Below are 26852 nucleotides of genomic sequence, written 5' to 3' on the forward strand. Positions count from 1 at the left end.
TTATGCCACAACAAGGGATGTTATTAGTCTATACTGGCGAAGGCAAAGGAAAAACAACCGCTTCACTCGGTGTTACATTACGCGCAATCGGTCGAGGCATGAAGGTGAAATATTATCAATTTATAAAATCACCTGAACGTACATATGGCGAACAAATTGCCTTGCGAAAACTCGGTGTAGAAACAGTGCAATTAGGTGTCGGATTTACATGGACGAAAACGCCAGAGGAACATCGCGAAGCACTTACAAACGCTTGGAAAACCGTTAGAGAGGAGCTGAAAGATACCACTACAGATGTATTGGTTCTAGATGAGCTGAATAACGCATTAGCCATTACAAAGTTTCCAATCGATGATGTCTTGCCATTAGCAGAAGTGTTAGAGGCAATACAACAACGCCCAAAAACGATGCATGTGGTCATTACTGGGCGTTCTGCACATCCTTCGATCCTCGCATTAGCTGATTTAGTGTCAACGATTGATGCAACTAAACATTATTATGCAGAACAAGATGTTAAAGCAATGAAGGGGCTTGAATTTTAAGCTTAAAAGCCCGCATCAGATGGTGGTATAGTCACCGCACAGAATTTTACCCTTCGTTGTCTAAATTGAGGAGAAGAGTCAATGATGAAAGGTTCGCCTTTACAAATTAATTTTGAAAAGCTTTGGAAAGAAGGCATGCTAGATTGGCATGGTAACATGCCAGAACGCATGGTGAATGATGAGCTTGAAGAAGCATTTTGGGCTCAGTCAATGCGGAAAAAAAGCTATAAGCAAATAGATGATTATGCAAAAATAATATACGAAAAAATAAAGCAGCATATCCCGCAAAATGCTAGTTGTATTGAAATTGGACCAGGCTGGGGCAACTACACCTTTCCGCTAAGTGAAGATGTCCAAAGCTTAACATTAGTGGATGGTTCAGAAAGTGTGCTGTCGTATTTAAAACAATACTTTATGAACGATGCACACATTCAGTTCGTTCATAGCAAATGGGAAGAAGCCCAAATTGAACCGCATGATGTCGTAATTGGTGTGAACTGCTTTTATCGCATGTATGAAATGAATGCAGCATTAAAAAAAATGAATATGCTTGCAAAGAAACGCGCCATTATCGGCTTAACAACAGGACCTATTCAGCCACATTACATTGCTTTAGAGGAGCAGTATGGATATGACATTAAATATCCTCGCCGCGACTATATTGCAATCGTCAATATGCTTTACCAATTAGGTATTTATGCAGATTGTGAGATGCTCAAACTAGAGCGCGTCTATCGATATGAGACAGTAGAACAACTATATGAAGCACAAAGTAAAAAAGTCTTATCTCCACAGTTTGAAATGACACATGTGAAAGCCTCACTCGAAAGCTTTATTACAATGGAGGACGGGCTGTTCGTGTACCGTCATCCATTTTATGCTGCAATAATTAGCTGGGAGCCATCATTAGCTACATGAAAAAGAATCGATATGCATTACTTATAATAGCATTAATCGTAGGTTTGCTTGCTTCAATGACATTTGCGGTGATGGTGGGCTCTGTAGATATTACACCGCGCATTATTTGGGAATTGCTATTTACCAAATTGGGATTATCGTTAGAAACAACCGTATCAAACCCACAAAGCATCATTATATGGGAGATTCGTTTACCGCGTGTCATCCTAGCTGCGATTGTAGGAGCCGCACTGTCGATTAGCGGTGCAGCGATTCAGGCACTAGTAAAGAACTCGATTGCTGACCCATATATTTTAGGTGTATCTTCAGGCGCATCAGTTGGAGCAACCTCGGTTATATTGCTCGGTGCATTTAGTGCAATAGGGAACTACGCTCTTTCCTTTGCTGCTTTTTTAGGCGCCATTTTCGCAGTAATCATTGTATTTCTATTAGCACGCGTCAATGGCAGAATATCTGTTGTTCGACTACTATTAGCTGGAATCGCGATATCAATGGTATTTTCCGCTATTACTAACTTTATGTTGATGATGTCTAAACAGCAGGGCGGTATACAAGCTGTTATGCATTGGATGCTTGGTAGTTTAGCAGGTGCGAAGTGGTCGAATCTTGGAATCCCATTCTTTATCTTTCTACTCGTTTTCACATTGCTTTTATTGAACTATCGACAGCTCAATGCGCTCCTACTTGGAGAAGAAACAGCCGCTACGCTTGGCATTAACTTAGACCGATTTCGCATCTTTATCATACTTTTTGTCTCGTTATTAACAGGCGTGATTGTCGCAGTAAGCGGCAGTATTGGCTTTGTCGGATTAATTATTCCGCACCTTGTGAGAATGATGGTAGGTTCAAATTACAAAGTTGTCTTGCCAATCAGTGCTTTGATCGGAGCCATATTCCTTGTTTGGGCGGACATGGTTGCACGGATTGTCATTGCACCTGAAGAAATGCCCATCGGTATAATTACGGCAGTTTGCGGCAGCCCGTTCTTTATTTGGATGCTCAGACGGCGACGATATTCTTTTGGGGACGGTGAATAATGATGCTCCAAGTAAAAGATATTTCTTTTTCAATAGCGGATAAGCAAATTCTGCACAATATTACGTTTTCAATTCATCAAGGAAAATTTGTGGGCCTCATTGGACCAAATGGAAGCGGGAAATCGACGATGTTAAAAATTATTTATCGTCATTTAAAGCAAACGAGCGGAATGGTGACGCTATATGAAGATGACATTATCCATATTTCACAAAAAAAGCTGGCACAGGAAATAGCAGTTGTTAGTCAAGAAACACCTGTACTCTTTGACTTTACCGTAAAAGATTTAGTTTTAATGGGGCGGACGCCGTATAAAAAATGGCTGGCTAACGATAATCAAGAAGACTTTGCCATTGTCGAAGAAAGTATGCACCTTGCTAATGTTCAGCATTTAGAAAATAGAACTTTTAATCAATTATCAGGTGGAGAAAAAAAGCGTGTAATGCTCGCACGCGCTCTTGCACAGCAGGCAAAAATATTAATTTTAGACGAACCAACAAATCATCTTGATATCGAACATCAATATCAATTAATGGATTTAGTAAAGGGTTTGCCAATCACGATTGTAGCAGCACTGCATGATTTAAATTTAGCTGCTGGCTATTGTGATGAATTACTTGTCATGAAAGATGGCGCACTCTATATGGAGGGAACACCAGAAGAAGTACTGACTGAGGAGACGTTAAAGCGTGTTTTTCATGTACAAGCCGGTATTTCAAAAAACCCTTTTACAAAAAAGCTGCATTTATTTTTTTACACTAAACAATAAATAAAATCGAGGATATAAGAACATGAAAAATAAAAAAATTTGGTCAACTTTGTTTTTATCGGCATTGCTATTTTTAGCCGCATGCTCAGCTGAAGAAACTAAAACAGCAGCTGTAAAAGATAATCAAACAGAGGAAAATGAAAAAATCGTTATTGATAATGAAGGACTTGTGATTGAATACGAAGAAGCACCAAAACGTGCAATATCATTAAATCAACATGTAACAGAAATCATGCTAGCGCTCGGCTTAGAAGAATCAATGGTTGGCACAGCTTTTTTAGATAATGAAATATATGAGCCATTACAAGAAGCATATAACAAAGTACCGGTTTTAGCTGAGCAATATCCATCTAAAGAACAAGTGATTGCTGAGGAAGCAGACTTTTTATATGGTGGCTGGGCGAGTGCATTTAATGAAAAAAACATCGCAACACGTGAAGAATTAAAGGAGTTAGGCATTAATAGCTATTTACAATCGTCATCTATTAAAGTAGCACCAACATTAGAAGATATTTATACAGATATTCGCAATATCGCCAAAATATTTCAAATTGAAGAGCGCGGAGAGGCGCTAGTTGGAGAAATTAATCAGGACATTGAAGAGATTACCTCTAAATTACCAGACGCAGAAGAGCCACTGGATGTATTAGTATTTGATAGCGGGGAAACAGATGTGTTCACTGCAACACAAAACTTTATGAACACACTTGTAACTATGGCTGGCGGAAACAATATCTTTGGTGATATTGAAGGTAACTGGGCTACAGTATCAAAAGAAGACGCAGTAGAACGCCAACCTGAAGTGATTGTTGTGATCGATTATGGTTCAACGACCGCGGAACAAAAAATTGAGTTTTTAAAAACAGATGCAGCATTAAGCCAAACCCCTGCTGTACAAAACGAACATTTTGTCATCTTGCCATTGTCTGCAGCATCTGAAGGTGTGCGTGCAGCTGAAGCGTTAGAAATTTTAGCAAAAGGCTTTTACCCAGACGCTTATAAATAGAGCTGAGGATGAAATAGATTCGACTTCATTTATTAACACGAAATGTTAATAGAAGCGAGTGAAATCCACGTAACAGCAACTTAAAACAAGAGGAGGAGGTCACTAATGACAACTTGGAATTTAACACAAATGCAGCGCCACTTGCTCATATGCAATGGATCTACCTGTATGGGTGCGGGAGCTGAAATGGTCACGCAAAATATTCGTGATGAAATTAGAAAAAATCGTTTAGATGAGTATATTCACACATCCCGCACTCGCTGCAACGGTCGCTGTAAAGATAAATGCGTCGTCATTGATTATCCAAAGGGGACGTGGTATTCCGTCCAGCAAGAAGAAACGGCACGTGCGATTGTTCATGAAACAGCCGAAGAAAAAGCAATGATTTATTCAATGGAGCATGGTGAACGTAAACGCGGGGAAACCCGCATTAAAGGAATTGATAAATACAAGAAAGGAAAGGGACCAATGAAAAAAGCAGTTTTATTTGTTGGGCATGGCAGCAAACTGGAGGACGGCAATAAAGAAGTTCTCCAGTTTGTCAAACAAATGAAAGAATACATTGATCCGTCCCTTTATGTAGAAACATGTTTTTTAGAGTTTGCATCACCAAATATTGAAGACGGAATTCAGCTATGCATTGAAAAAGGTGCGGATGAAGTCCATGTCATTCCTATCATCTTATTACATGCAGGCCACTCAAAACTGCATATTCCTGCCGAAATTGAACATGCGAAGGAACATTTTCCAGATATACAATTCACCTACGGTCAAACGATTGGTGTTCATGAAGAAATTTTTGAGATTTTAAAATCACGACTTGCTGATACCGGTTTTGATGTTAATCAAAAGCATGAAGATACGGCAATCTTGCTGATTGGACGAGGTGGCAGTGATCCGTATGCAAATGGAGATTTTTATAAAATCAGCCGTTTATTATGGGAAAAATTAAATGTATCTATCGTTGAAAGTGCCTTTATGGGAGTAACAACGCCAACTGTGCAGGATGGAATGGAACGTTGCCTTAAATTAGGCGCGAAAAAAATTATCATGTTGCCGTATTTCTTATTTACCGGAATTCTAATGAAAAGAATGAATAATATGGCAGAGCAGTTCAAAGAGACATATCCTCATGTAACAATTGATATTGCTGAATATTTTGGTTACCATCCAAAATTAAGAACTGTCTTATTAGAACGGATGCAACAAGCTTTAGACGGCACTTCAACTGGAATGCAGGATTTAGAAAATTTCCGTAAATATGCAGAAGAACATGGTTATGAACATCATCATCATTGATTAATATAAAGAAACCGGACCTTTGTTAGTCCGGTTTTTTCATTTAGAAAGCCTTCTCCCTGTTTTTGTTCTTTTAACAATAAGTATAGTGATGAAAACGAATAAATTTACACAATGTCCATTCGATTCTGATTCTTTTACATGTACAATATAGTAATGACTATATAAATTGGAGGGATTCTTTTGAATGCAACGGTTGTATTCCAGAACGGTGAAATTGTAACAATAGATAAAGAGGATACTATTTGTCAGTCTGTTGCTATTATGGAAAATAAAATAGTGGCAGTTGGATCAAATGAAGAAGTATCACCATGGATAGGTTCTGCCACAAAGATCATCGATTTAAAAGGAAAGTCATTGCTACCAGGTTTCATTGATGCACATTTGCACTTTGTCTTGTATGGCGTTTTTCAAATGAACATCAGTTGTAAAGACCAAGGGATGCAATCGCTAGATGCGATTTTAACAGCGCTTCAAAAAAGGGCTGATGCGACACCAAGAGGACAGTGGATTAGAGCATGGGGATTTAATGAAGCATTTGTGGAAGAGCAACGTTACCCTACTAGAGAGGAACTCGATGCCGTTTCAACAGAGCATCCAATTGTCATATCACGCACATGTAGTCATATTGGAATTGTAAATAGTAAAGCATTGGAATTAGCCCATATTACGGATGAGAGTGTTAATCCACCAGGAGGGCTAATTGAGCGCAATGAGGATGGATCATTAAGTGGGCGACTAATTGAAAATGCTTATATGCAATTTAATGAAGTATCAGGCTATACAAATAAAGAGCTAGAAAAAGCCATGTTAGTCGCACAGCAACATTTTATGGAAAAAGGAATTACGAGTGTGCATGAAGCAGGAACCTTTGATGAGGAAAGCTTTCGGCTTATGCAGCTTGCATCTCAAAATGGTGATTTAAAAATTCGAATCTATGCAATGATTAGTTCTTTGAATGATTGTAAGCAATTCACATTAAATATGATGAAAGCTGGAATTGTGACTGGCACAGGTAATGATTTCTTTAAAGTTGGACCTGCAAAATTATTTACAGACGGAAGTAGTACAGGCCCTACAATTGCTACTCGTGAAAGCTATTCGAGTAATCCAAATGATTATGGCATTTTATATTACACAGAGGATGAAATTTATGATGTTTTAGGAGAGGCACATCGGAAAGGGTATCAAATTACTGTACATGCTCAAGGGGACAAAGCCATTGAATTATATTTAAATGTCGTTGAGCGTGCAATAAATGAGTATCCACGCAATAATCATCGGCATCGTATTGAGCATGCAGGAATATCAGCTTCCGATCTGCAGGAGCGAATGAAAAACTTAGGTGTAATTCCTATTCCTAATCCTCCATTCCCATACGAATTTGGTGAAAGTTATATTCACAATTATGGCGAACGTATTCATTATATGTATCCTGCAAGGGACTTCCTTGATTTAGGTATTCCTTGTGCAGCTGGGTCAGATGCACCTGTGACGACGTATAATCCTATGATTGGTATTCACACAGCTGTTAACCGTAAAGTGAATTCAGGAACGGAATTTGGCAGACAACAACGCGTCAGCTTATTAGAAGCCATTCGAATGTATACTTATAATGCTGCATTCGCAAGCTTTGATGAGGACAAAAAAGGAAGTATTGAAGTTGGAAAGTTGGCTGATTTAATTGTTGCTGATCGTGCATTACTACAAATGCCTCTTGAAAACTTAAAGGATGTACAAATTGAGATGACGATGATCGATGGCAAGATTGTTTATGAGAAGAGTTTATCACAGGTTTAAAGAAAAGAGGGGGCATATGAGTGGAAGTAACTGTATCATGTTGTCAGTTTGAAATAAAAAAATTGAACAGTTTCTCTGCGTTTGAAAAACAAGTAAGTGATACATTTGAACAAGTTCCTCTAACGAGTGACTATGTCTTATTTCCAGAGCTCACCACATTGGGTTTATTAACAAGCTTTGATCATTTTTCTACGTTTGCACTAAAGGATTATCGAAAATTAACTGATTTTTTAGACGATTACAAAAAGTTATTCTCATCATTAGCCTCAGAGCGGCAGCAAATAATTATAGCGGGTTCTACTTTAGAAGAGGAAGCAGGTGAAATTTACAATACATGCTTCATTTTTGAGCCGGACGGATCTATTCACCGACATCGGAAAACTCATATTTTTCCTGGAGAGGCAGAATGGGACACTGCAGAGGGTGATGCGCTGGAAGTGTTTGAAATTGGTCCCGTCACGTTTGGAATCGCGATTTGTTATGAAATAGAAATTCCAGAAATCAACTCCATCTATCAACAGAAGGGTGCAGACATTATTTTTTGTCCTTCCTATACGTTCACGCCACATGGCTTTTGGCGTGTTAGACATTGTGCACAAGCGCGAGCAATTGAAAATCAAGTGTATGTGATACATTGTCCAACGAAAGGCAATAGGGAGGGTATTATATACCCCGGGCATGGAAACGCCTCTATATTATCACCTTGTGATTTAAATTGGGAAGCCAACGGTGTTGTCGTAGAAGCAAAAGAGAATACAAAGGTAATTACAGCAAGCTTATCGATGGATGCTTTATACGATAACCGTCAGGACGGAGCGGCTACGACCGTAAAAGATCGACAACGTAGAAAAGAGCTGTACACCATAGGAAAAGTTTGAGGAGAGTATTTCTTGTAAAATAGGAGGAATTGAATGAAGAAAGCACAATGGTTGCTCGTTATTCCCTTTATTGGTATGGCATTCTGTCTCCCATGGGTAAATAGAATTGAACCTTATGTGTTAGGCCTGCCATTTATTTTGTTTTGGATTGTACTATGGATGGTGTTGTCGTCAGCCATTCTATATATTGTCTATCGTATTGAGTATGGCAAGGAGGAAAAGCAATGAATAGTGCATTACTTATTATTTTCTTCTTTGCTGCATTAGCTTTGTTTTTAGGTATTCGCGCAACAAAAGGTAAAGAGATGAATGTAAATGAATTTGCAGTAGGAAACAAAAGCTTTGGAACGTTGTTTATCTTTTTACTTATCGCTGGAGAAGTTTATACAACTTTTACCTTTTTAGGTGGTAGCGGTTGGGCTTATTCACGAGGAGCAGCAGCTTATTATGTTCCGGCTTATATTTGTTTAGCTTACGTATTATCGTATTGGATGATACCTAAAGTATGGCGCTTTGCGAAGGATCATCAAATTATCTCACAGCCTGGTTATTTTTCCGCTAAATATAGAAGCCCTATATTGGGTGTTGTCGTATCTTTATTAGGGACAATCGCTTTAATTCCATATATAGTCATACAGCTAAAAGGCTTAGGCATTATCGTAGGAGAAGCCTCTTATGGTGCGATAAGTCCCATCGTTGCCAGTGCAATCGGAGCAGCTATCATTACCATTTATGTAACGGTTTCAGGGATTCACGGTTCAGCATGGACTGCTGTGATAAAGGATATTTTAATATTGGTTGTTATCGTCTTTTTAGGATTGTATATTCCATTTCATTATTTTGGTGGTATTCAACCAATGTTTGAAGCTGTACAAGCAGTAAAACCAGAAAGCTTAACATTGCCGAGTGAAGGATATAGTGTCGCCTGGTTTATTTCTACAATTATCTTAAATGCACTCGGCTTTTATTTATTGCCTCAATCTTTTTCAATTATATTATCTGCTGACGGTGAAAAGGTGCTAAAGAAAAATGCAATTACGCTTCCACTGTACACGTTATTATTATTGTTTGTTTTTTTCATTGGATTTGCTGCCATTATTCAAGTCCCTGGTCTCCAAGGAGCAGACGGAGATTTGTCATTATTGCGCTTAACTATGCAGACGTTTGACCCATGGATTGTTGGCATTGTCGGAGCTGCAGGCTTATTAACAGCTCTCGTACCGGCTTCTGTTATGCTAATGTCTGCCTCTGTAGGGTTAATGACCGGGATTTATCGTTTAATGAGGCCAAATGCAACAGATCGCCAACAGTTAACAGTGTCAAAGCTGCTAGTGTTTGTCATCATTATCATTGCTTTTATGTTTACTATTTCCGGCGGAGAAGCGTTAGCAATACTAAATATTATGTCGTATAGTTTAATCACACAATTAGTACCAGCATTGCTGTTTAGCTTTATTAATACCCGTTTTATGAATAAATACGGTGCAATGGCCGGTATAGTAGCAGGCGTTTCAATCGTTCTTTATAATGCTGTTACCGGCATAAAGTTAGCTGATTTCTTCCCAAGTATCCCAACGTATATAAATGATTTAAATACTGGAATGATTGCATTAGCTGTAAACTTTTTGATTGCTTTTATTGTAAGTTTAACGACAAATCGTTTGATAGCAAAAAGTAGGAATGAGTTATTAGAAGCGCAAGAAATCGTTAAAAGTTAATCGGGACAATTCATTGAATATGGCTTATAGAGCAAATTTTGAAATGTGTTCTTCAAAGCAGTGTTGTATACTTAAATTAGACAATTATTAATTTTTTATTGGAGGAAAAATATGAAACTTGGAGCATTCTCAGTAAGTTTAAGTGTAAAAGACATTAATAAATCAAAATCATTTTACGAAAATCTAGGATTTCAAGTTTTAGGAGGGGATATAACCCAAAATTGGCTCATTATGAAGAATGAAAGTTGCGTAATTGGTCTATTTCAAGGTATGTTCGACAAGAATATTCTAACTTTTAATCCAGGATGGAATCAAAATGCCGAAAATCTCGATTCGTTTACGGACATTCGAGTTATCCAGCAACAGCTTAAAGCAAAAGGAATAAAAATACTATCTGAAGCTGATGAAACGAGCGAAGGCCCTGCAAGTTTTACAATCGAAGATCCTGATGGTAATCCAATTCTTTTTGATCAACACAGATGAATTTATATTAAAGAATCTATTCAATAAAGAATGGGTTCTTTAATTTTGCCGTCATAAGAAAGGAGAGTATACGGTGGATAAAAGTAATGACATTTTTTCTAGTTTACATAATATATATTATCGGAAGTTAAACAGAAAACAATTAAATTGTCTCAAAACAAAAGTATACTTAAAACAGTGAGACAAAACAAAAAAATTACTAAAGCCTCTAATTTTTACTCCAGTACATTCATTTCATTTACTATAAATGCTTTAATATATTTTTTGGTCCGCAAAAATTTTATTTGATGATTAACGCTCTATACATAAAAATGTATGCATCGTTTAATCAGTTGCATGATTCATTATAGTTTTTAACTAAAATGACTTCTTTCATATTATTAGTTTACATAATAAAGTTATATTCAACTCACTTCGTTGCTAATAATAATAAAAAACTGCTCCATAAATGATACGGAACAGTTTTTAAGCTTTATATCATTTGTATTGATTTATTTAAATATTCCCTTGCTGTTCCATAATATTGAATCTTATTGTATTCTGGGAAATCTGATTGAAATCTAACATATATCGGCGAATTAAGCAGCCATGGATAATGGCTAAGAAGCTCTTTATCACCGTATAATATAGCTGTTAATAACAGATCTGCTTCCCTCTCATAAATCATATACCTGATTTTCGCGTATTGTTCATCGAAATCGCCATCGCTTATGTGCATCCTTCCAAGCAATACATATTGGCCCATCTGCGGGATCCATTCAGCAAGCAATTCATCTCGCTGCTTTGACAATGTTGCTGCAGTGTTAAAGTCTTGGCCAATTGTTAATGAAATTTCGTTTGAGCGGTCTGATTGCATTAAAGTATATTTTCGATGCTCTACTGGCTTATAGTCAGTTGCGGGCGGCTGAATGTGAACGCGCAAATTGGATAAATCAAGTTTCTTCATAGGCATATATCCCCTTCAATAAAGAGTGAAATACCACTTTTGATATCATATGCACCACTGCTGCAAACGTGATAAATGCCTAATTTATTTTTGCTTTGAAGACTCTATATCAATTACTTTCACGCTATTAAGAGCCCATTGTTCGTTTACATACTTCCATTGTGATTCAATAAAAGCTATAGAATCCGCATGATTCGCACCACTTATTCTTTGCAGTCCCCTTAACCCATTGGTTCCATCCTTTAACTTTACTGGCTTCAATGTACTGTAAGGATCTACCATCAGTTCCATTGGTTCATTTAATCTTCCTTTACTATATAAGCCTAATTTTTCGTAATCTTTTGCTCTAGTTTTCAAATCAAATGTATAAGTATCGCCCGTTTCCTGGATGATTGTAGATGCTTTATAATCATCCTCGAAATGAGTAGTCATCATAACTGTTTCCGGCACAGTTAAATCTGTTAACTCAAAGTCTTTTAGCGAATACAAATAATAATTGGACACTCCACCGCTTCCACCTGTTTCCACACTTATAAATAAATCTTTTATGCCATCTTGATTCATGTCAATGAATTGAAGCTGCGGGTCGAAGCCTGCCTCGAGTTTCGCTTTATATTTTTCACCATTAGATGCTTGTATTTGTATGTATACTTCTCTTAGAAAATCAGAGTCATCTTCATAACGTATTCCTTTAATACTTACAAAATCTTCTTTTCCATCTCCTGAAATATCCGCTTTCTCATCTATTATTGCTATCATTTCGTCCTTTTTATCTTCCCCGGCATAAACACCTGTTATTGTTGATAAACTCATCATAAAGAAAGCCGCGAATGCAAAGATTATTTCTTTCTTCATTTAGAACCCTCCTACTCTGTATATACATAGGATTGCCCTTTATTGGAAGATAAATGCAATTAAACCAAAAAAATAGCGAAAAAGCAGCCTAACCTAGACAGATTAAGCTCCATTTTGCTTATTTAGTTAATACTTTTTCACTTTTCGGATTCAGTGCCTTGGACAACGCTTGAACATAACCATTAATTGCTCTTTTACCGAGATCAGATGTAGGATTGAGCAATTCAAATGCATGATACGCTCCTGGATAAAGCTGAAATTCAACTGCAACACCTGCTTGTGCTAACCTTGAAACATATTCTATCGTTTCGTCCCTAAATGGATCCAGCTGGCCAACACAAGTGTAAGTTGGCGGCAGACCTGAAAAATTCTTTGTTCGTATAGGGGCTGCATATGGAGAGATTTCACCATTGCCATGTGAACCTAGATACATCCTCCAAGCTGCTAAATTGTTCCCTCTATTCCAAATAGCACGTTCATCGGTAATCTCATAACTTGAAGCTGACGTATTTGTATCATCAATCATTGGATATAACGGCATTTGAAAGGCAATTTTAGGTCCTTTTCGGTCTCTGGCGAGCAAACTTAATGCAGCGGTTAATCCACCGCCTGCGCTTTGACCAGCGACCGCCAGTCTATTAATATCAATATTAAATTCTTCCGCTGCTTCAGACATCCATACTAATGCTGAATAGCAATCTTCTATTGGAGCAGGATACGGATGTTCTGGTGCAAGTCTATAATCAACGGATACAACGAGGCAATTCGCTTCTTCAACAAAAACTTGGCAGATGCTATCACTTCCATCAGGACTACCTGTTACATATCCGCCTCCATGAATAAATAGCAATGCAGGAATAGGTTCATTGATTCTATTTACAGGTTCATATATTTTAATATTCATATCTTGAGAGTCACCGCCAGCAATCGTGCGCACATGCACTTTAACATCCGGTGAGGATTCTGCGGGTATGATTGGCGCCTCCCTTGCTGCTTCTAAACCTTCCGGCAATTTAAATGGTGGAAATACTTCTGCCATCTCCTTTAATTCTTCTGCTATTCTACTAATAAAATCCATTTTTCTATCCCCCTATTTACTATTTAGCAAGATTTGTAGCTGTTTTAATGGTGAAGCCTTCATAGCCTTGAGAAGCGATGGCCTTAATTTTTTGATTATAGGCGCCAACTCCACCTAAATAAATGAGAAAAGCGCTTGGCTTCCCTTCTATATTTGCTCCTGAATACCATGATGGCGTTTTAGAATAGAGCGTGTTTCTGTATACCTCATCGCAATGCCTGCTCCAAGCTTCTTCATCAGCAAGGTTAGCCTCCATCGTTTCAATATCATTTTTATGAAGGTAACTGATACATTCAGAAATCCACTCGACATGCTGTTCTATACTTGTCGGCATGTTGCTGGCAACTGATGGACTTTGCGGTCCTGTAATCATAAACATATTAGGGAATCCCGCTGTAGCTATACCAAGGTAAGTTGTAACAGATGCGCCATTTTCCCACTTGTCTTTTAGTGAGAGCTCATCTTTTCCTTGTATATCCATTTTTAATAATGGACCGGTCATGCCGTCATATCCGGTTGCAAAGACAATGCTGTCCAATTCATACTCATTGTCTGCAGTGCGTATCCCTCTTTCAGTAATTTCCTGAATAGGGCTTGCTTTCACATCCACAAATGTAACGTTATTACGATTAAATGTTTCATAATAATTTGTATCAAGAACGAGCCGCTTTGTAGCAAAATGATAATCAGGGATTAGTTTTTCAGCTAAAATTGGATCCTTTACGATCGTGCGTATTTTATTCTGGACGAACTCACCTAGCGTATGATTTGAGTCCGCATTTACAAGAAGGTCATTGTATGTTGAACTAATAATGAAGCCTCCCGTTTCCCAGGCCTCTTCATAAACTCGGTTTCGCTCTTCTTCATTATCTTCCATTGCGGATCGATTATTGTAGTCCCATGGATATCCAGCACGAGACTGATGCATTTTCTGTCTTGTTTCTGTAAATCCCTTTTTGTAGTTTGTTATATCGTCAGACGAGTAAGTGAAATTTTTAGCCGGAACTGCATACTGAGGCGTTCGCTGAAAACTAAAAAGATGTCCTGCTTCTTGGGCAATGACAGGAATACTTTGTATACCGCTTGAACCATTGCCAATTACTCCTACTCTTTTACCTTTGAAGTCTACCTTCTCATGGGGCCAGGAACCGGTGTGATACCATTCCCCTCTAAATTGATCAAGTCCTTTAATCTTTGGAATATTCGTTGCATTAATAGACAAACAGCCTACTCCGGTTATAAAATATTTAGCTATTACTTCACTTCCATTACCTAATTGAATACTCCACTTATTGATATTTTCATTGTAATAGGCACCTTTTATTTCCGTGTTAAACTGAATATCTCTCCTCAAATCAAGCTTGTCAGCAACAAAATTAAGATACCTTAATATCTCTGGCTGCTCGGGATACCTTGAACTCCATGTCCATTCATTATAGAGCTTCTCAGAAAATGTATAACAATAAGTGTGGCTTTCTGAATCACAACGCGCGCCGGGATAACGGCTCCAATACCATGCGCCTCCTACCCCATTCCCTTTTTCATAAACACGAACAGAAAATCCTTTCTCACGCAAACTATGCAGCATATACAATCCTGAAAAACCAGCGCCGATGACAACAGCATCTAGCATTTCAGTACTCGCCGCTTTACTTGACATGATTTATTCCTCCTTTGTCCGGTTCTATTCGAAACATATGGAAACGCTTGCAATAAACACCTCGAAGCTTTCGTATATTTTCTTTATATTTTGAATATAAAGATTATTTACATTATAATATGATTATTCACTTAAAGCTATTCCCTCATTTAGATATTTTTTAATAGAGTAACTGCATAGAATGGTAGTATATATAACCGATTTTAATTGCTAAAAGGTACATTTGGAGGAGATGAAAACCTTTGTCATTAATATTGAGTGAAAATGATCTATTAACTAGTCTTCAAAGGATTTCGGCAACGGATTCAACAGAAGAATTAATGGAGGATATCCTGCGCCTTTATCTAGATATTTTTCCAGCAGGCAATGCTTGCTTATTTCGATATTCGTCTTTGTGTCATATTGCAGAAGGAATCATTTCTATAGATTCGAAAGGGCTTGACTATATCCATTCAATCCGCGATGATGTGAAATCAATTCCTGCCGTACATGCTGCAATAATAAAATTAGCTGCGGTCTACATTCCAAAAAGAGAATGTTTAAAGCAACTTGGTACTAAATATATGACATTTACAGAACCTATACATTCACTTATTATCATCCCGATCTTCTCTGGAACCGTCGTATTTGGCTATATTATCAGTTATAAATTTAATGATTGTCCAATTTTTGATCATGAATTGCTGTCACAGTTTACCCAATTTGGCAGATTGGTTGGAACGATATTTAACAAAGATTCCAAGGTAAATACATGCGCGCATTTAAGCAAAAGAGAAATTGAAGTCATGTCAATGCTTGCAAATGGAGAAATAATTAAGCAAGTGGCTGATTCGCTGGAGATTAGTGAAGCAACCATAAAACAATATATAAAATCAGCTATTAAAAAATTAGGTGTAAAAAATAGAACGCAAGCGGTAGCTGAATTAATAAGACAAGGAATAATATTATAGCTTGATGTAAAAAAACAAGGATGAGCTTGCGGCTCATCCTTGTTTAATCATTACTTACTCAATTGATTCTTTCTCAACTAACCATACTTCTTTCACTTTGCCATTATCTGTTTCGTCAACTATAAAGGAACCATTTGAATAACGGTCATTATATCTAATGTTCATGACATTGGTAGATTCGATGTTTCCTTTTTCTGTTGCAATAAATACTTCATCTTGTGCTTTAGCTATGGCCATCCCTACGACTCTGTGAGGGTTGGACTTTAACTCTCTAAGCATGACAACGCCGCGTTTTGCTCGTGATGTTTTTTCAAATTCTGCTAACTTCATTTTTTTAATTGCCCCGCGCTGCGTAGCAATCACAACGGCTTCCCCTTTTTCATCATGGATGATTCCGCCGCCTATCACAAAATCTCCATCTTTAAGGTTAATTCCTTTTACACCAGCTGCTCGCGGCCCGACGATATTGACTTCCTGTTCATCAAACCACAGTCCATATCCTTGGGCTGTTGCAAGGAACAGCTCTTTAGCGCCGTCGGTTAAATGAACATCAATCAATTGGTCATCACCTTTTAGATTAAGGGCGACAAGTGTTTTAGAGAACCGCTGCGCTTTATATAATTTAAGCTCTGTTTTCTTAACCATTCCGAACTTTGTTACAAATAAAAGGAAGGATGACGATTTTTCAAAATCAGCAATTGGAATTGCCTTTATAATATATTCATCTCTATCAATTGGAATAATATTTGCCACATGCTGTCCTAGTTCTTTCCAGCGAATATCAGGGAGCTGATGGACAGGGCAATATAAGTAATTCCCTTTATTCGTAAACATAAGCATTACATCCGTTGTATTCATATCCAGCTTTGCTAACAAGCGGTCGGAGTCCTTCATTGCTAAATCCTGACCGTTTGATGCTGCATAGGAACGCTGGCTTGTACGCTTCACATATCCTTCCTTCGTGACCGTTACAACGACATCTTCACTGGCAACTAGAACTTCCAAGTTGATTTTGATTTCCTCTATCTCTGCTTGGATTTGTGTACGGCGAGTATCAGCAAATCGCTTTTTAACATCTTTTAACTCTTTTTTTATAACGGATAGAAGTTTTTTCTCGCTTTGTAGTATAGCAGTAAGCTCTTCTACTTTTTGTGAAAGTTCATCAGCTTCTGCTCTCAAAGCGGTAATATCTGTATTTGTTAATCGATAAAGCTGCAAGGAAACAATGGCTTCTGCCTGAGGTTCAGTGAAAGCAAACTTTGCCATTAAGTTATCCTTTGCGTCCCGCTTGTCTTTTGAAGCGCGAATCGCTGCAATCACTTCATCTAATATAGATAGTGCTTTTATTAATCCCTCTACGATATGCTGGCGGGCCTGTGCTTTATCTAAATCAAATTGAGTCCTTCTCGTGACAACTTCTTTTCTATGAGCAATATAGGCATCTAGAAGCTCTCTGAGACCCATCGTTTTTGGATGGCGATTATGAATGGCCACCATGTTGAAATTATACGTCACTTGCAAATCAGTATGTTTATACAAATAATGAAGGACGCCTTCGGGATCTGCATCTTTCTTTAATTCGACGACGATTCTTAATCCTGTGCGGTCTGTTTCATCACGAACCTCTGCGATTCCTTCGATTTTTCTATCTAGACGAAATTCGTCCATTTTCTTTACTAAATTCGCTTTATTTACCTCATAAGGGATTTCAGTAATAACAATTTGCTTCTTCCCTCCGCGAATTTCTTCAAAATCCGCTTTTCCGCGAATGATAATTTTGCCTTTGCCTGTTTCATAGGCTTTCTTTATACCTTCCACACCTTGAATGATACCACCTGTTGGAAAATCAGGTCCTTTTATATGCTCCATTAATTCATCAATTGAACAACCGGGCTTATCCATGCGTAAAATAACGCCATCGATCACTTCATTAAGGTGATGCGGCGGTATCTCAGTGGCATATCCTGCTGAAATTCCAGTTGATCCATTTACAAGCAAGTTTGGATACGTTGCTGGAAGCACTGTTGGCTCGTTTGACGTATCATCAAAGTTTGGTATGAAATCAACCGTTCTCTTTTCGATGTCCTTCAGTAATTCTGATGAGATACGGGAGAGCCTTGCTTCAGTATAACGCATCGCAGCTGGCGGATCGCCGTCAATGCTGCCGTTATTACCGTGCATTTCAATCAATAAATTTCTAAGCTTCCATTCTTGACTCATTCTCACCATTGCATCATAAACAGATGAATCACCATGGGGATGATAATTACCTATTACATTTCCTACGGTCTTGGCGGACTTTCTAAAGCCTTTTTCATGTGTATTGCCTTCAACATGCATGGCGTAAAGAATGCGTCTTTGAACAGGCTTTAAGCCGTCCCTGGCATCTGGCAGGGCACGATCTTGAATAATATACTTACTATATCTGCCGAAACGGTCACCAAGGACATCCTCTAGTGGCAGATCACGAAATTGTTCTACACTGCTCATGAGTCAACCTCCTCAGCTACCGAAATATTTTCATTTTCTAAAATGCTGCCATCTTCTTCTAAACCAAAGGCAACATTGGATTCAATCCATTTTCTTCGCGGTTCGACTTTATCCCCCATGAGTGTTGTTATTCGACGTTCTGCTCTAGCAGCATCGTCAATTTTCACTCTGATCAGCGTTCTCGTCTCAGGGTCCATCGTCGTCTCCCACAGCTGGTCGGCGTTCATTTCTCCAAGACCTTTATATCGTTGGATAATATAGCCTTTGCCGACTTTTTTTATTGCATCTGGAAGATCATCATCGCTCCAGGCGTATTCAATTTTCTCATTTTTGCCTGTTCCTTTGCTCACCTTATATAAAGGCGGCAGGGCAATAAATACTTTACCCGCTTCAAGCAAAGGCTTCATATAGCGATAGAAAAAGGTTAAAAGCAGGACTTGGATATGAGCTCCGTCCGTATCTGCATCAGTCATGATAATGACTTTATCATAATTGATATCATCAATGGTAAAATCTGCGCCTACGCCTGCGCCTACGGCATGAATTATTGTATTAATTTCCTCATTTTTAAATATATCTGCCAGTTTAGCTTTTTCGGTATTGATTACTTTTCCCCGCAATGGCAAGACAGCTTGAAAGCGGCGATCGCGACCTTGTTTCGCTGAACCTCCGGCTGAATCTCCCTCTACTAAATAAAGCTCATTTTTCGCAGGATTACGGGATTGTGCTGGTGTTAATTTACCTGATAATACTGCTTCTGTGCGCTTTTTCTTCTTTCCTCCGCGTGCGTCTTCACGCGCCTTTCTTGCAGCCTCTCTTGCTTGAAAAGCTTTAATCGCCTTTTTAATCAATAGTGAACTAGTTTCCGGATTTTCTTCGAGAAAATATGATAAATATTCCGATACAACCGCATCGACTGCCGACCGCGCTTCGCTTGTGCCGAGCTTTCCTTTTGTTTGTCCCTCAAACTGAAGCAGCTCTTCTGGAACACGGACAGAAATGATCGCTGTAAATCCTTCTCTTAAATCTGAACCTTCAAGGTTTTTATCTTTTTCTTTCAAAAACTGAACCTTGCGTGCATACTCATTGAACACTCTTGTCATAGCTGTTTTCGCACCGGCTTCATGAGTGCCGCCGTCTTTTGTGCGAACATTATTAACAAAAGATAATACATTTTCCGAATAGCCGTCATTGAATTGGAATGAAAAATCCACTTCTATTCCATTATGCTGGCTCTCAAAGCTAACCACTTGATGAAGAACATCCTTTTCTTCATTTAAATACTCAACAAATGCTTCTATTCCATTTTCAAAATGGAATATTTCATGCTGATCATTACGTTCGTCAATAATCTCGATTTTCATGCCTTTAAGGAGAAAAGCAGATTCACGAAGGCGTTCGCATAGGGTTTCATAATTATATGTGGTTGAGGAAAAGATAGAAGCATCTGGTTTAAAGTGAATGGTCGTTCCAGTTTGATTTGTTTTTCCGACCTTTTCTAAAGTCGTAACAGGTACACCGCCATTTTCAAAGCGCTGCTCATACACGAAACCATCTCGCTTAATTTTAACAACGAGCCACTCAGATAGTGCATTTACAACTGAAGCACCTACACCATGCAGTCCACCGCTAGTTTTATATCCGCCTTGGCCAAATTTTCCGCCTGCGTGCAATACAGTCAGTATAACTTCAGGTGTTGGTTTTCCCATTTTATGCATTCCAGTCGGCATTCCTCGGCCTTTATCCTGGACGCTTATTGAATTATCTTTATGTATTTTGACAATGATTTGATTACCGTACCCTGCAAGTGCTTCATCCACAGAGTTATCGACAATTTCGTATACAAGATGGTGAAGCCCCCTTGCATCCGTACTTCCAATGTACATTCCGGGACGTTTTCTAACAGCTTCTAATCCCTCAAGTACTTGTATGGCATCATCATTATAGTCAAACACTTCCTGATTTCTTGCCACAAACATACCCCTTTCATCTCTAACAAAAACAGTAGTCATTCCTATACGGTGATAAAGTGAAACTTCCATCAGTAAGGGTTTTCCTTCATCCTCAACTGATGGTTAGTTGAACCAATCGGGCGCATGCGGCAGTTGGTCCCCACATATTCTTTATGATTCCCTATAAAGTACTTGAACTTGGGGTCTTACTGCCCGTTAATGCGGGATAACTTAAAATAGTTTTCTTCTGTTCTACGTAATGATTATCCAATACATAGAAATTGATTATATCACATTACCACACGTATCATCATACATCATTCTTATCGGTTTTATATTCGTTTAATAAAATAAAAATCCTCTTTTTATAAGGAATCACCTCAGATAGAACATCTGTTCCCTTTAAAGAGTTTACCATAAATAATCATGGCATATTAACTTCATTTTAGCTAATAATTTCATTTTAGCAAATGATAGACAGATTTTTCATCATGTTTCAAGTGAATGAAAAAGCATGAGATCGATAATGATCTCATGCAGCATAAATTATTTCGTCAACGCATGTTCTACCTTTATGCAACGGTCCATAATAACCGTATAGCCTTTGGTTTTTAATGAATGAAAGATATCTTCATCAATGACTCCAAGCTGGGTCCAAAAAATATCAGCATCCACTTTCGTAAATTGTTCGGCTAACTCAGGCAGAAATTGAGAGCGTCTAAATACGTTTACTATATCAATATGGCCTTCAATTTCTTCGATAGTACTTACCGCTTTTTCTCCTAATGCTTCTGTTATATTTGGATTGACAGGGATGATTTCATATCCCGCTTTCTGCATAGCCTCTGAAACCATATATGAAGTTCGATCTGGATTATCACTTAGGCCTACAACCGCAATCCGCTTCGCTTTTTTTAATATTTGCCCGATTTCTGTACGTGATGGATTATCAATGCTCATTTAAACCCCTCCGATAAATTCATAATGAAATGTTCAATAACAATCAACTATTCATGCGCTTCCATTTTACTCGATATTGGCAGGATATGCTAATTTTCAGCCTGGTTCATTGCCCAGCTCCTACTAATGCGAGCTTTTCTTATTGTTTTTCTTCATTTTCATCTTCCATTTTTAAAGCGGTCCATGCTGTTTCATCAGCAAAATATCTTGACCATGTTGCCACGCCAGCAAGTTCATAATCCATAGCTAATTCTGCGCGTTTTGATAATGAAAGCTCGTCTTCAAGCCATACTTTATACAATTTTCTTTCTTCTTCATCATAGTGTTCCGCATAATTCTGCCCTGTATCTGCGTCATATCTTGGCTGTGCATTTTTATCCTCCAGCCATTCCTTTACTTTGCTCATAGATACAGCCTTTGAAGAAATTTCACCAGCTTCATTTTCTTCCCAAATTCTCGTATATAAAGGAACACCTAAAATTAACTGTTCATTTGGGACAATCTCAAGTAACTGCTGCAAATTATTTTCCACCCATGGTATGGATGCGACGCTTCCGGCAATAGGTGAGGTAGCCCAATGTTCATCGTATGCCATTACAACCAAATAGTCGACGATCTCTGCCAGCTTCTCGCGCTCATAAAATGCTGACCAATTCCCGCTTGATGAAATAAACGTAATATCCATTGATACGATTAATCCTTCTTGGTGAAAAGCCGCACTTGCTTCTCTAACAAACTGTGTAATAAGCGGACCATCCTCTTCATTGACATTCTCAATATCAATATTGATTCCTTCCATTTTATATTGTTTACTAAATGAAACTAGCTGATCAATAATCGCTTTCCGTGTATCAAACGATTGTAATGCTGCATGTGTGAGGTCCGGATCAAACGCGTTGGAGAAAAGCCCCCATAATTTATACCCTTCCTCGCTGGCCCAGCTTGCAAATTCCTTGGAGGCGAGATTTTTCACTTTCCCCTTCTCATTTTCTAATTCAAACCATGTAGGCGATAATATATTTACACCCGGCATGTCTGGCATGGAGCTAGTTTTAGGATTTTTTGTGTATACAGCTTCCCAAGTTAGATGGATAGGTTCGTCATATATTGGCCGTTCAACTTCTTTTATTTCCTTACCAGTATCAACTTCAATCGTTTCCAGTTTTTTAACGAGAGACTGTTGAATATAGCCCGCTTCACCACTTTTCTTTCTTATAAGATAATAGCCTTCCGCTTCTCCTTCGATATAAACCTCTTCATTGCTCGATACTCGGGAAACATATGGGGAACGATGCGTAGATTCTATTCTCAATCTGGCATCCTCTTCTTTTATATCTTTATTTACAATTTTTCCGAGTATAAGGCCTTCACCATCTCTTTTAATCCATATTGCTTCCGTTTCAGGCATGATAGTTACTTTAATATCATAAATTTCTTCAATTAATGAGACAGGAAGATAACTTGCCCCGTTTTTTTCAATAAAGCCTGGTAATCCAGCGTCTTTTTTTTCTCCATCTACAATATAAGAGCTCGATTGAAACGGTATTTTTATCGTGTTATTTCCCTCAACTATGATGATCGAATCTGTTGGTTCATCATAGTAAATACTGTCATCCAATTGCTCCTTAATAAAGGCAATAGGAATATACAAGGAGTCATCAATGTGTATGGCATTTCCAGCTTGTTCTCCATTTATGATGATAGGATTTTCTCCTTTAAACAATTCAATTTTTTCATTAGATGAAAACGAGAAAATCATGAACATAAATGCTGCTGCAGCAAGTAAAAATGCGCATAGTAGAGCGACCAAAACCTTTTTCTTAGACTTTGGCACTTTCTTTATATCTATTTGTCTTTTCAAAAGCATAATCCCCCCTGATACTATCGTACATAATCGGTTAATTGATTTAAACCCCTCATTATAAAAACGTAATTTAATAGTAAAAGGTTTCATATAATAGTAACAAGCTTTATTCAAAAGGAATTTGATTGTAAAAAACAAGAAATATTTATAAAAATGGACATGGTGCGAACACTAGTTTACATGATACAATATAGAAACTGTACATAAAGTGTGGAGGAGAGTTTTATGACACTAGAAGTAATATTCATTTTTATTGCAGCTTACCTTCTCGGCTCAATCCCGTCTGGACTGATTGTCGGTAAAGCTTTTTATGGAATTGACATTAGGGAACATGGCAGCGGCAACTTAGGTGGGACGAACACCTTTCGAACGCTAGGAAAGAAAGCTGGGTTTATTGTAACAATAGCTGATATATTAAAGGGAACATTAGCAGCCTTGCTGCCGTTTTTCTTTGATTTAGGCATTCATCAAGTCATCGTTGGTATTTTCGCAGTGATTGGTCATATGTACCCGATATTTGCAGGCTTTAAAGGCGGTAAGGCAGTCGCCACTTCTGCGGGAGTCGTCCTTGCATTCGTGCCATTAATGTTTGCAGTCGTTGTAGTCGTATTTTTAATCAGCCTATTTATTACCCAATATGTATCTCTTTCTTCAATGATCGGTGGCATTGTAGCACTAATATGCGCGCTCATTATCGGAGATCCAATACTTATTACTATCGTGGCGATTATGACAATATTCATCATTTATCGACACCGTACAAATATATCGAGAATCTTGCAAAAAACTGAACCGAAAGTCAACTTTTTTAGAAAACATTAAAACAGCAGATCATCTGCTGTTTTTTTATGTATAAAAGTATAAAAATACAATAAAACAGTTCCTATTAACTGTTTTAATTTCTTTAAACTCCAATTGAAACAGATTGGATTTCTTTGGTATTATTATAGATGTAAAAACAATACTTGTTTAATGTCGAAACATATTCCAACATTTATTAACATAATCTGATTGGATTTTGCATAGATTGAATTAAAACTGAACTCACCTTCAGTTCGCTTTTAAATCTATTTTTTTAAGGATGATCATTGCATGTATTTAACAGATACTATTTTAAAAGACTTGCCTTTCCCATATTTCCTTATTGATGAAACCAATCATATTGTATCTACATCACTATCAAATCAAAACGGTTTGATTGGGCAGCCATTTATTAAATTAATTAAATTAGAAGATATCGCGTATTTCTGCGCATTGCGAAATGATCGATCTGTATTAAATATGCAGCTGCTTTTTTCTGATACGTATTTTAATTATCGCGTATATATCGTACCTGAAAATCAGCGCTCACATTTGTTTTGTTACCCGCTATTTGATAATTTCACGCAGAATATTGAAAAAGACACTGAGGAATTAGAAAAAAAATTACTAAAGTTTAGTATGGAGTTAAATGAAAAGAAAAAGCTTATAAATAAGACTGCGTTGAAAATTAATGAGGCCAACTTTTCCAATGAGTATGCCACAAATCTAAGTACTTTGGCAGCATCTATGGCTCATGAGATCAGAAACCCGTTAACAACAGTAAAAGGATTTCTCCAACTATTGAGACCGCATCTTATTGAATTAGGCAGAGAGGAATATGCCGATATTGCATTAGAAGAAATTAATCGCGCAAATGAAATCATTCATGAATTTTTAAATGCTGCTAAACCAACAGATCATAAGAAATCTATTATTCATTTAAATAAGATTGTAAGAGATACCTTATTATTATTTGAAAGCGAAGCAATTATTAAAAATACTTCTTTTTCTATAAAACTTTCGCAAGAGGATCCAACCATATACGGAGACGATAAACAATTAAAACAAGTATTGGTCAATCTTATCAAGAATGCGTTAGAAGCGATAGAACCAAATCGCAGCAGTAAAGAAAACAAAATTACAATCACAGTTGGGATCATTGACGATTATTCATTTATTAACATCGTTGATACAGGGCTCGGCATGACAAAAGAAACGATTAATAGTTTGTTTCAGCCGTTTTTCTCTACTAAAAAAAGCGGGACAGGCATTGGTTTATCGATATGCAAGCAAATTATTGAGGAACACTCTGGAGAAATCAAAATCGAGTCCGATGTTGGCTGTGGCACAAAAATGCAAATACTTTTGCCTATTAAAAATAATTAAAGAGTCATCCGCTGCTGGATGACTCTTTTAATCTTTATATTGTTTGTTTTTCTTGCTCTTTTTCTCCTGCATTGCCTCTCTTAAACAAACCGATAACGATTCCTAATATCGCACCGATAATTGCGGGTGCAACCCAGCCTAAACCGACAGAATGCAGTGGCAATATATTGGCAAAGAAATCATTCACAGCGGAAACCTTTAATCCGGCAGCATTTAATCCGTCAAACAAACTTACGATAAAAGTTAGCAGCATACTAATTTGATAAACTTCTTTCTTCCCATTAAATAATGGATGAAGGAACGTAAGAAGCATTAAAACAATGGCTAAAGGATAAATTGCTGTCAATACAGGTATAGATATAGAGATCAATTGACTTAATCCGAAATTAGCAATTCCAGCACTAAACACTGAGAAGATGATAACGAATCTATTATAAGAGATATTCGGCATAAGTTTAGTAAAATACGTAGCACATGAAGATATTAAGCCAATACTTGTTGTTAAGCAGGCAGCAAGTACAATAAGGCTTAACAATACCCCGCCAAATGAGCCGAAGTAATGGCTAGATACACCAGATAAAACTGCTCCACCGTTATCTAATGATCCCAAACCTGAAACACTTGATGCGCCAATAAATGCAAGCGAGCTGTAAATTACCGCCAATAAACCAGCTGCGATTAACCCTGCCTTTGTTACAGATATCATAATCGCTTTTTTTGTTTGTGCTCCTTTCGACCTTACTGCATCGATAACAATAATTCCAAAAACAAATGCTGCAAGGGCATCCATTGTTAAATAGCCTTCTTTAAACCCATTAAAGAATGAATCAGAAAGATAATTTTCCGCCGGAGCTTGGAAAGATCCAATTGGGTTCATAAATGCAACGCCAATTAGTATTAAAATAAACAATAATAATATAGGTGTTAAATACTTACCTACAATATCAACAATTTTAGAAGAATTTAATGAAAAATATGCTGTGATAGCAAAAAAGATAATTGTAAAGACTAATAAACCAATTGTCCCCCATGATTCCGGCAAGAATGGTTTGATACCGATTTCATAAGAAACCGTTCCCGTTCTTGGAATTGCAAATAACGGTCCAATTGATAAGTATAAAATAACTGTAAAAGCAATTCCAAACATTGGGTGCACTCTGCTAGCCAACGATTGCAAATCATTTTTACCTGAAATGCCCAATGCAATAACCCCTAGTAAAGGAAGGCCAACACCAGTTGCGATAAACCCTGCTGTCGCAAGCCATACATTTGTACCTGCTTCTTGACCCATCATCGCAGGAAAAATTAAATTCCCTGCTCCGAAGAATAATGAAAATAACATAAATCCTACTGCGATAATATATGAGTTTGATATCTTTTGATTCAAACCTATTCCCTCCCCCAGCTGTCTCTCTCTTTTTTGTAATAATAGGTTTTCAAAAAGTTGATTAGTCTATTTCAA

The 26852-nt window shown here is 37.6% G+C and carries 23 protein-coding genes; 14 read left to right on the forward strand and 9 right to left on the reverse strand.

The genetic code is table 11. The features are described 5' to 3' along the window. Positions 1 to 2: 2 nt before the first annotated feature. The 11 genes from CWS20_RS08620 (at position 3) to CWS20_RS08670 (ending at position 10448) form a co-directional block, all read left to right on the forward strand. Entirely contained in the window at positions 3 to 542 is a 540-nt protein-coding gene (locus CWS20_RS08620; protein WP_066198184.1) for a cob(I)yrinic acid a,c-diamide adenosyltransferase, read from the forward strand. 81 nt (positions 543 to 623) lie between these two features. Continuing rightward, positions 624 to 1460: a methyltransferase domain-containing protein gene (locus tag CWS20_RS08625; protein ID WP_066198181.1), complete on the forward strand. Its 837-nt coding sequence runs from the start codon at positions 624 to 626 to the stop codon at positions 1458 to 1460. Then, on the forward strand, positions 1457 to 2497 hold the full coding sequence (locus tag CWS20_RS08630; protein ID WP_066198178.1) for a FecCD family ABC transporter permease: 1041 nt from the start codon (positions 1457 to 1459) through the stop codon (positions 2495 to 2497). The genes CWS20_RS08625 and CWS20_RS08630 overlap by 4 nt, the downstream gene beginning before the upstream one ends. 2 nt (positions 2498 to 2499) lie before the next feature. Then, positions 2500 to 3264, forward strand: a complete 765-nt coding sequence (locus CWS20_RS08635; protein ID WP_066201637.1) for an ABC transporter ATP-binding protein — start codon at positions 2500 to 2502, stop codon at positions 3262 to 3264. 22 nt (positions 3265 to 3286) lie between these two features. Next, a complete protein-coding gene (locus tag CWS20_RS08640) occupies positions 3287 to 4270 on the forward strand; it encodes an ABC transporter substrate-binding protein (RefSeq protein ID WP_066198173.1) in 984 nt (327 codons plus the stop codon). Positions 4271 to 4375: 105 nt separating this feature from the next. After that, a complete protein-coding gene (locus CWS20_RS08645; protein WP_066198170.1) occupies positions 4376 to 5569 on the forward strand; it encodes a CbiX/SirB N-terminal domain-containing protein in 1194 nt (397 codons plus the stop codon). Between the two features lie 183 nt (positions 5570 to 5752). Next, positions 5753 to 7369, forward strand: coding sequence for an amidohydrolase (locus CWS20_RS08650; protein ID WP_066198165.1), 1617 nt, complete (start codon positions 5753 to 5755; stop codon positions 7367 to 7369). Between the two features lie 20 nt (positions 7370 to 7389). Then, positions 7390 to 8247, forward strand: coding sequence for a nitrilase-related carbon-nitrogen hydrolase (locus CWS20_RS08655; RefSeq protein ID WP_066198163.1), 858 nt, complete (start codon positions 7390 to 7392; stop codon positions 8245 to 8247). A 33-nt stretch (positions 8248 to 8280) separates the two neighbouring features. Then, positions 8281 to 8475 (forward strand): DUF3311 domain-containing protein, encoded by a 195-nt coding sequence (locus CWS20_RS08660; protein WP_066198161.1) that lies wholly within the window; start codon positions 8281 to 8283, stop codon positions 8473 to 8475. Continuing rightward, complete coding sequence (locus CWS20_RS08665; protein ID WP_066198158.1) at positions 8472 to 9965, forward strand: sodium:solute symporter family protein; 1494 nt, start codon at positions 8472 to 8474, stop codon at positions 9963 to 9965. The genes CWS20_RS08660 and CWS20_RS08665 overlap by 4 nt, the downstream gene beginning before the upstream one ends. 111 nt (positions 9966 to 10076) lie before the next feature. After that, positions 10077 to 10448, forward strand: coding sequence for a VOC family protein (locus CWS20_RS08670; protein ID WP_066198156.1), 372 nt, complete (start codon positions 10077 to 10079; stop codon positions 10446 to 10448). A gap of 472 nt (positions 10449 to 10920) precedes the next feature. Here CWS20_RS08670 and CWS20_RS08675 read toward each other — a convergent pair whose 3' ends face one another. From CWS20_RS08675 to CWS20_RS08690, 4 genes are all read right to left on the reverse strand, one after another. Further along, on the reverse strand, positions 10921 to 11394 hold the full coding sequence (locus CWS20_RS08675) for a staygreen family protein (protein WP_066198153.1): 474 nt from the start codon (positions 11392 to 11394) through the stop codon (positions 10921 to 10923). 84 nt (positions 11395 to 11478) lie between these two features. After that, the gene (locus CWS20_RS08680) at positions 11479 to 12249 is read right to left on the reverse strand and encodes a YybI family spore inner coat protein (RefSeq protein ID WP_066198150.1); all 771 of its coding nucleotides are present in this window, start codon (positions 12247 to 12249) and stop codon (positions 11479 to 11481) included. 118 nt (positions 12250 to 12367) lie between these two features. Beyond that, entirely contained in the window at positions 12368 to 13327 is a 960-nt protein-coding gene (locus tag CWS20_RS08685; protein ID WP_066198147.1) for an alpha/beta hydrolase, read from the reverse strand. Positions 13328 to 13346: 19 nt separating this feature from the next. After that, positions 13347 to 14987: a flavin-containing monooxygenase gene (locus CWS20_RS08690; protein ID WP_083957388.1), complete on the reverse strand. Its 1641-nt coding sequence runs from the start codon at positions 14985 to 14987 to the stop codon at positions 13347 to 13349. Between the two features lie 242 nt (positions 14988 to 15229). Here CWS20_RS08690 and CWS20_RS08695 point away from each other — a divergent pair, with 242 nt between their 5' ends. After that, positions 15230 to 15937, forward strand: coding sequence for a helix-turn-helix domain-containing protein (locus tag CWS20_RS08695; protein ID WP_083957387.1), 708 nt, complete (start codon positions 15230 to 15232; stop codon positions 15935 to 15937). Positions 15938 to 15991: 54 nt separating this feature from the next. On the opposite strand, the gene parC is transcribed toward CWS20_RS08695, so the two are convergent. The 4 genes from parC to CWS20_RS08715 form a co-directional block, all read right to left on the reverse strand. Further along, entirely contained in the window at positions 15992 to 18427 is a 2436-nt protein-coding gene (parC, locus tag CWS20_RS08700) for a DNA topoisomerase IV subunit A (RefSeq protein ID WP_066198144.1), read from the reverse strand. Continuing rightward, on the reverse strand, positions 18424 to 20400 hold the full coding sequence (gene parE / locus CWS20_RS08705; protein WP_066201626.1) for a DNA topoisomerase IV subunit B: 1977 nt from the start codon (positions 20398 to 20400) through the stop codon (positions 18424 to 18426). Before parE ends, parC begins: the two co-directional genes overlap by 4 nt. A gap of 525 nt (positions 20401 to 20925) precedes the next feature. Then, positions 20926 to 21339 (reverse strand): CoA-binding protein, encoded by a 414-nt coding sequence (locus CWS20_RS08710; protein WP_066198141.1) that lies wholly within the window; start codon positions 21337 to 21339, stop codon positions 20926 to 20928. A 139-nt stretch (positions 21340 to 21478) separates the two neighbouring features. Continuing rightward, a complete protein-coding gene (locus CWS20_RS08715) occupies positions 21479 to 23200 on the reverse strand; it encodes a glycosyl hydrolase family 18 protein (protein WP_411814289.1) in 1722 nt (573 codons plus the stop codon). A 228-nt stretch (positions 23201 to 23428) separates the two neighbouring features. On the opposite strand from CWS20_RS08715, the gene plsY reads away from it, so the two are divergent. Together plsY and CWS20_RS08725 are read left to right on the forward strand one after the other, a co-directional pair. Further along, a complete protein-coding gene (gene plsY, locus CWS20_RS08720; protein WP_066198135.1) occupies positions 23429 to 24025 on the forward strand; it encodes a glycerol-3-phosphate 1-O-acyltransferase PlsY in 597 nt (198 codons plus the stop codon). Positions 24026 to 24295: 270 nt separating this feature from the next. After that, positions 24296 to 25390 carry an ATP-binding protein gene (locus CWS20_RS08725; RefSeq protein WP_066198133.1) on the forward strand — a complete coding sequence of 365 codons (1095 nt, stop codon included), beginning with the start codon at positions 24296 to 24298 and terminating at the stop codon, positions 25388 to 25390. A 34-nt stretch (positions 25391 to 25424) separates the two neighbouring features. On the opposite strand, the gene brnQ is transcribed toward CWS20_RS08725, so the two are convergent. Further along, the gene (gene brnQ, locus CWS20_RS08730; protein ID WP_083957386.1) at positions 25425 to 26777 is read right to left on the reverse strand and encodes a branched-chain amino acid transport system II carrier protein; all 1353 of its coding nucleotides are present in this window, start codon (positions 26775 to 26777) and stop codon (positions 25425 to 25427) included. Between the last annotated feature and the right edge of the window lie 75 nt (positions 26778 to 26852).

Source organism: Cytobacillus horneckiae (assembly GCF_002835735.1).
Lineage (GTDB): Bacteria > Bacillota > Bacilli > Bacillales > Cytobacillaceae > Cytobacillus > Cytobacillus horneckiae.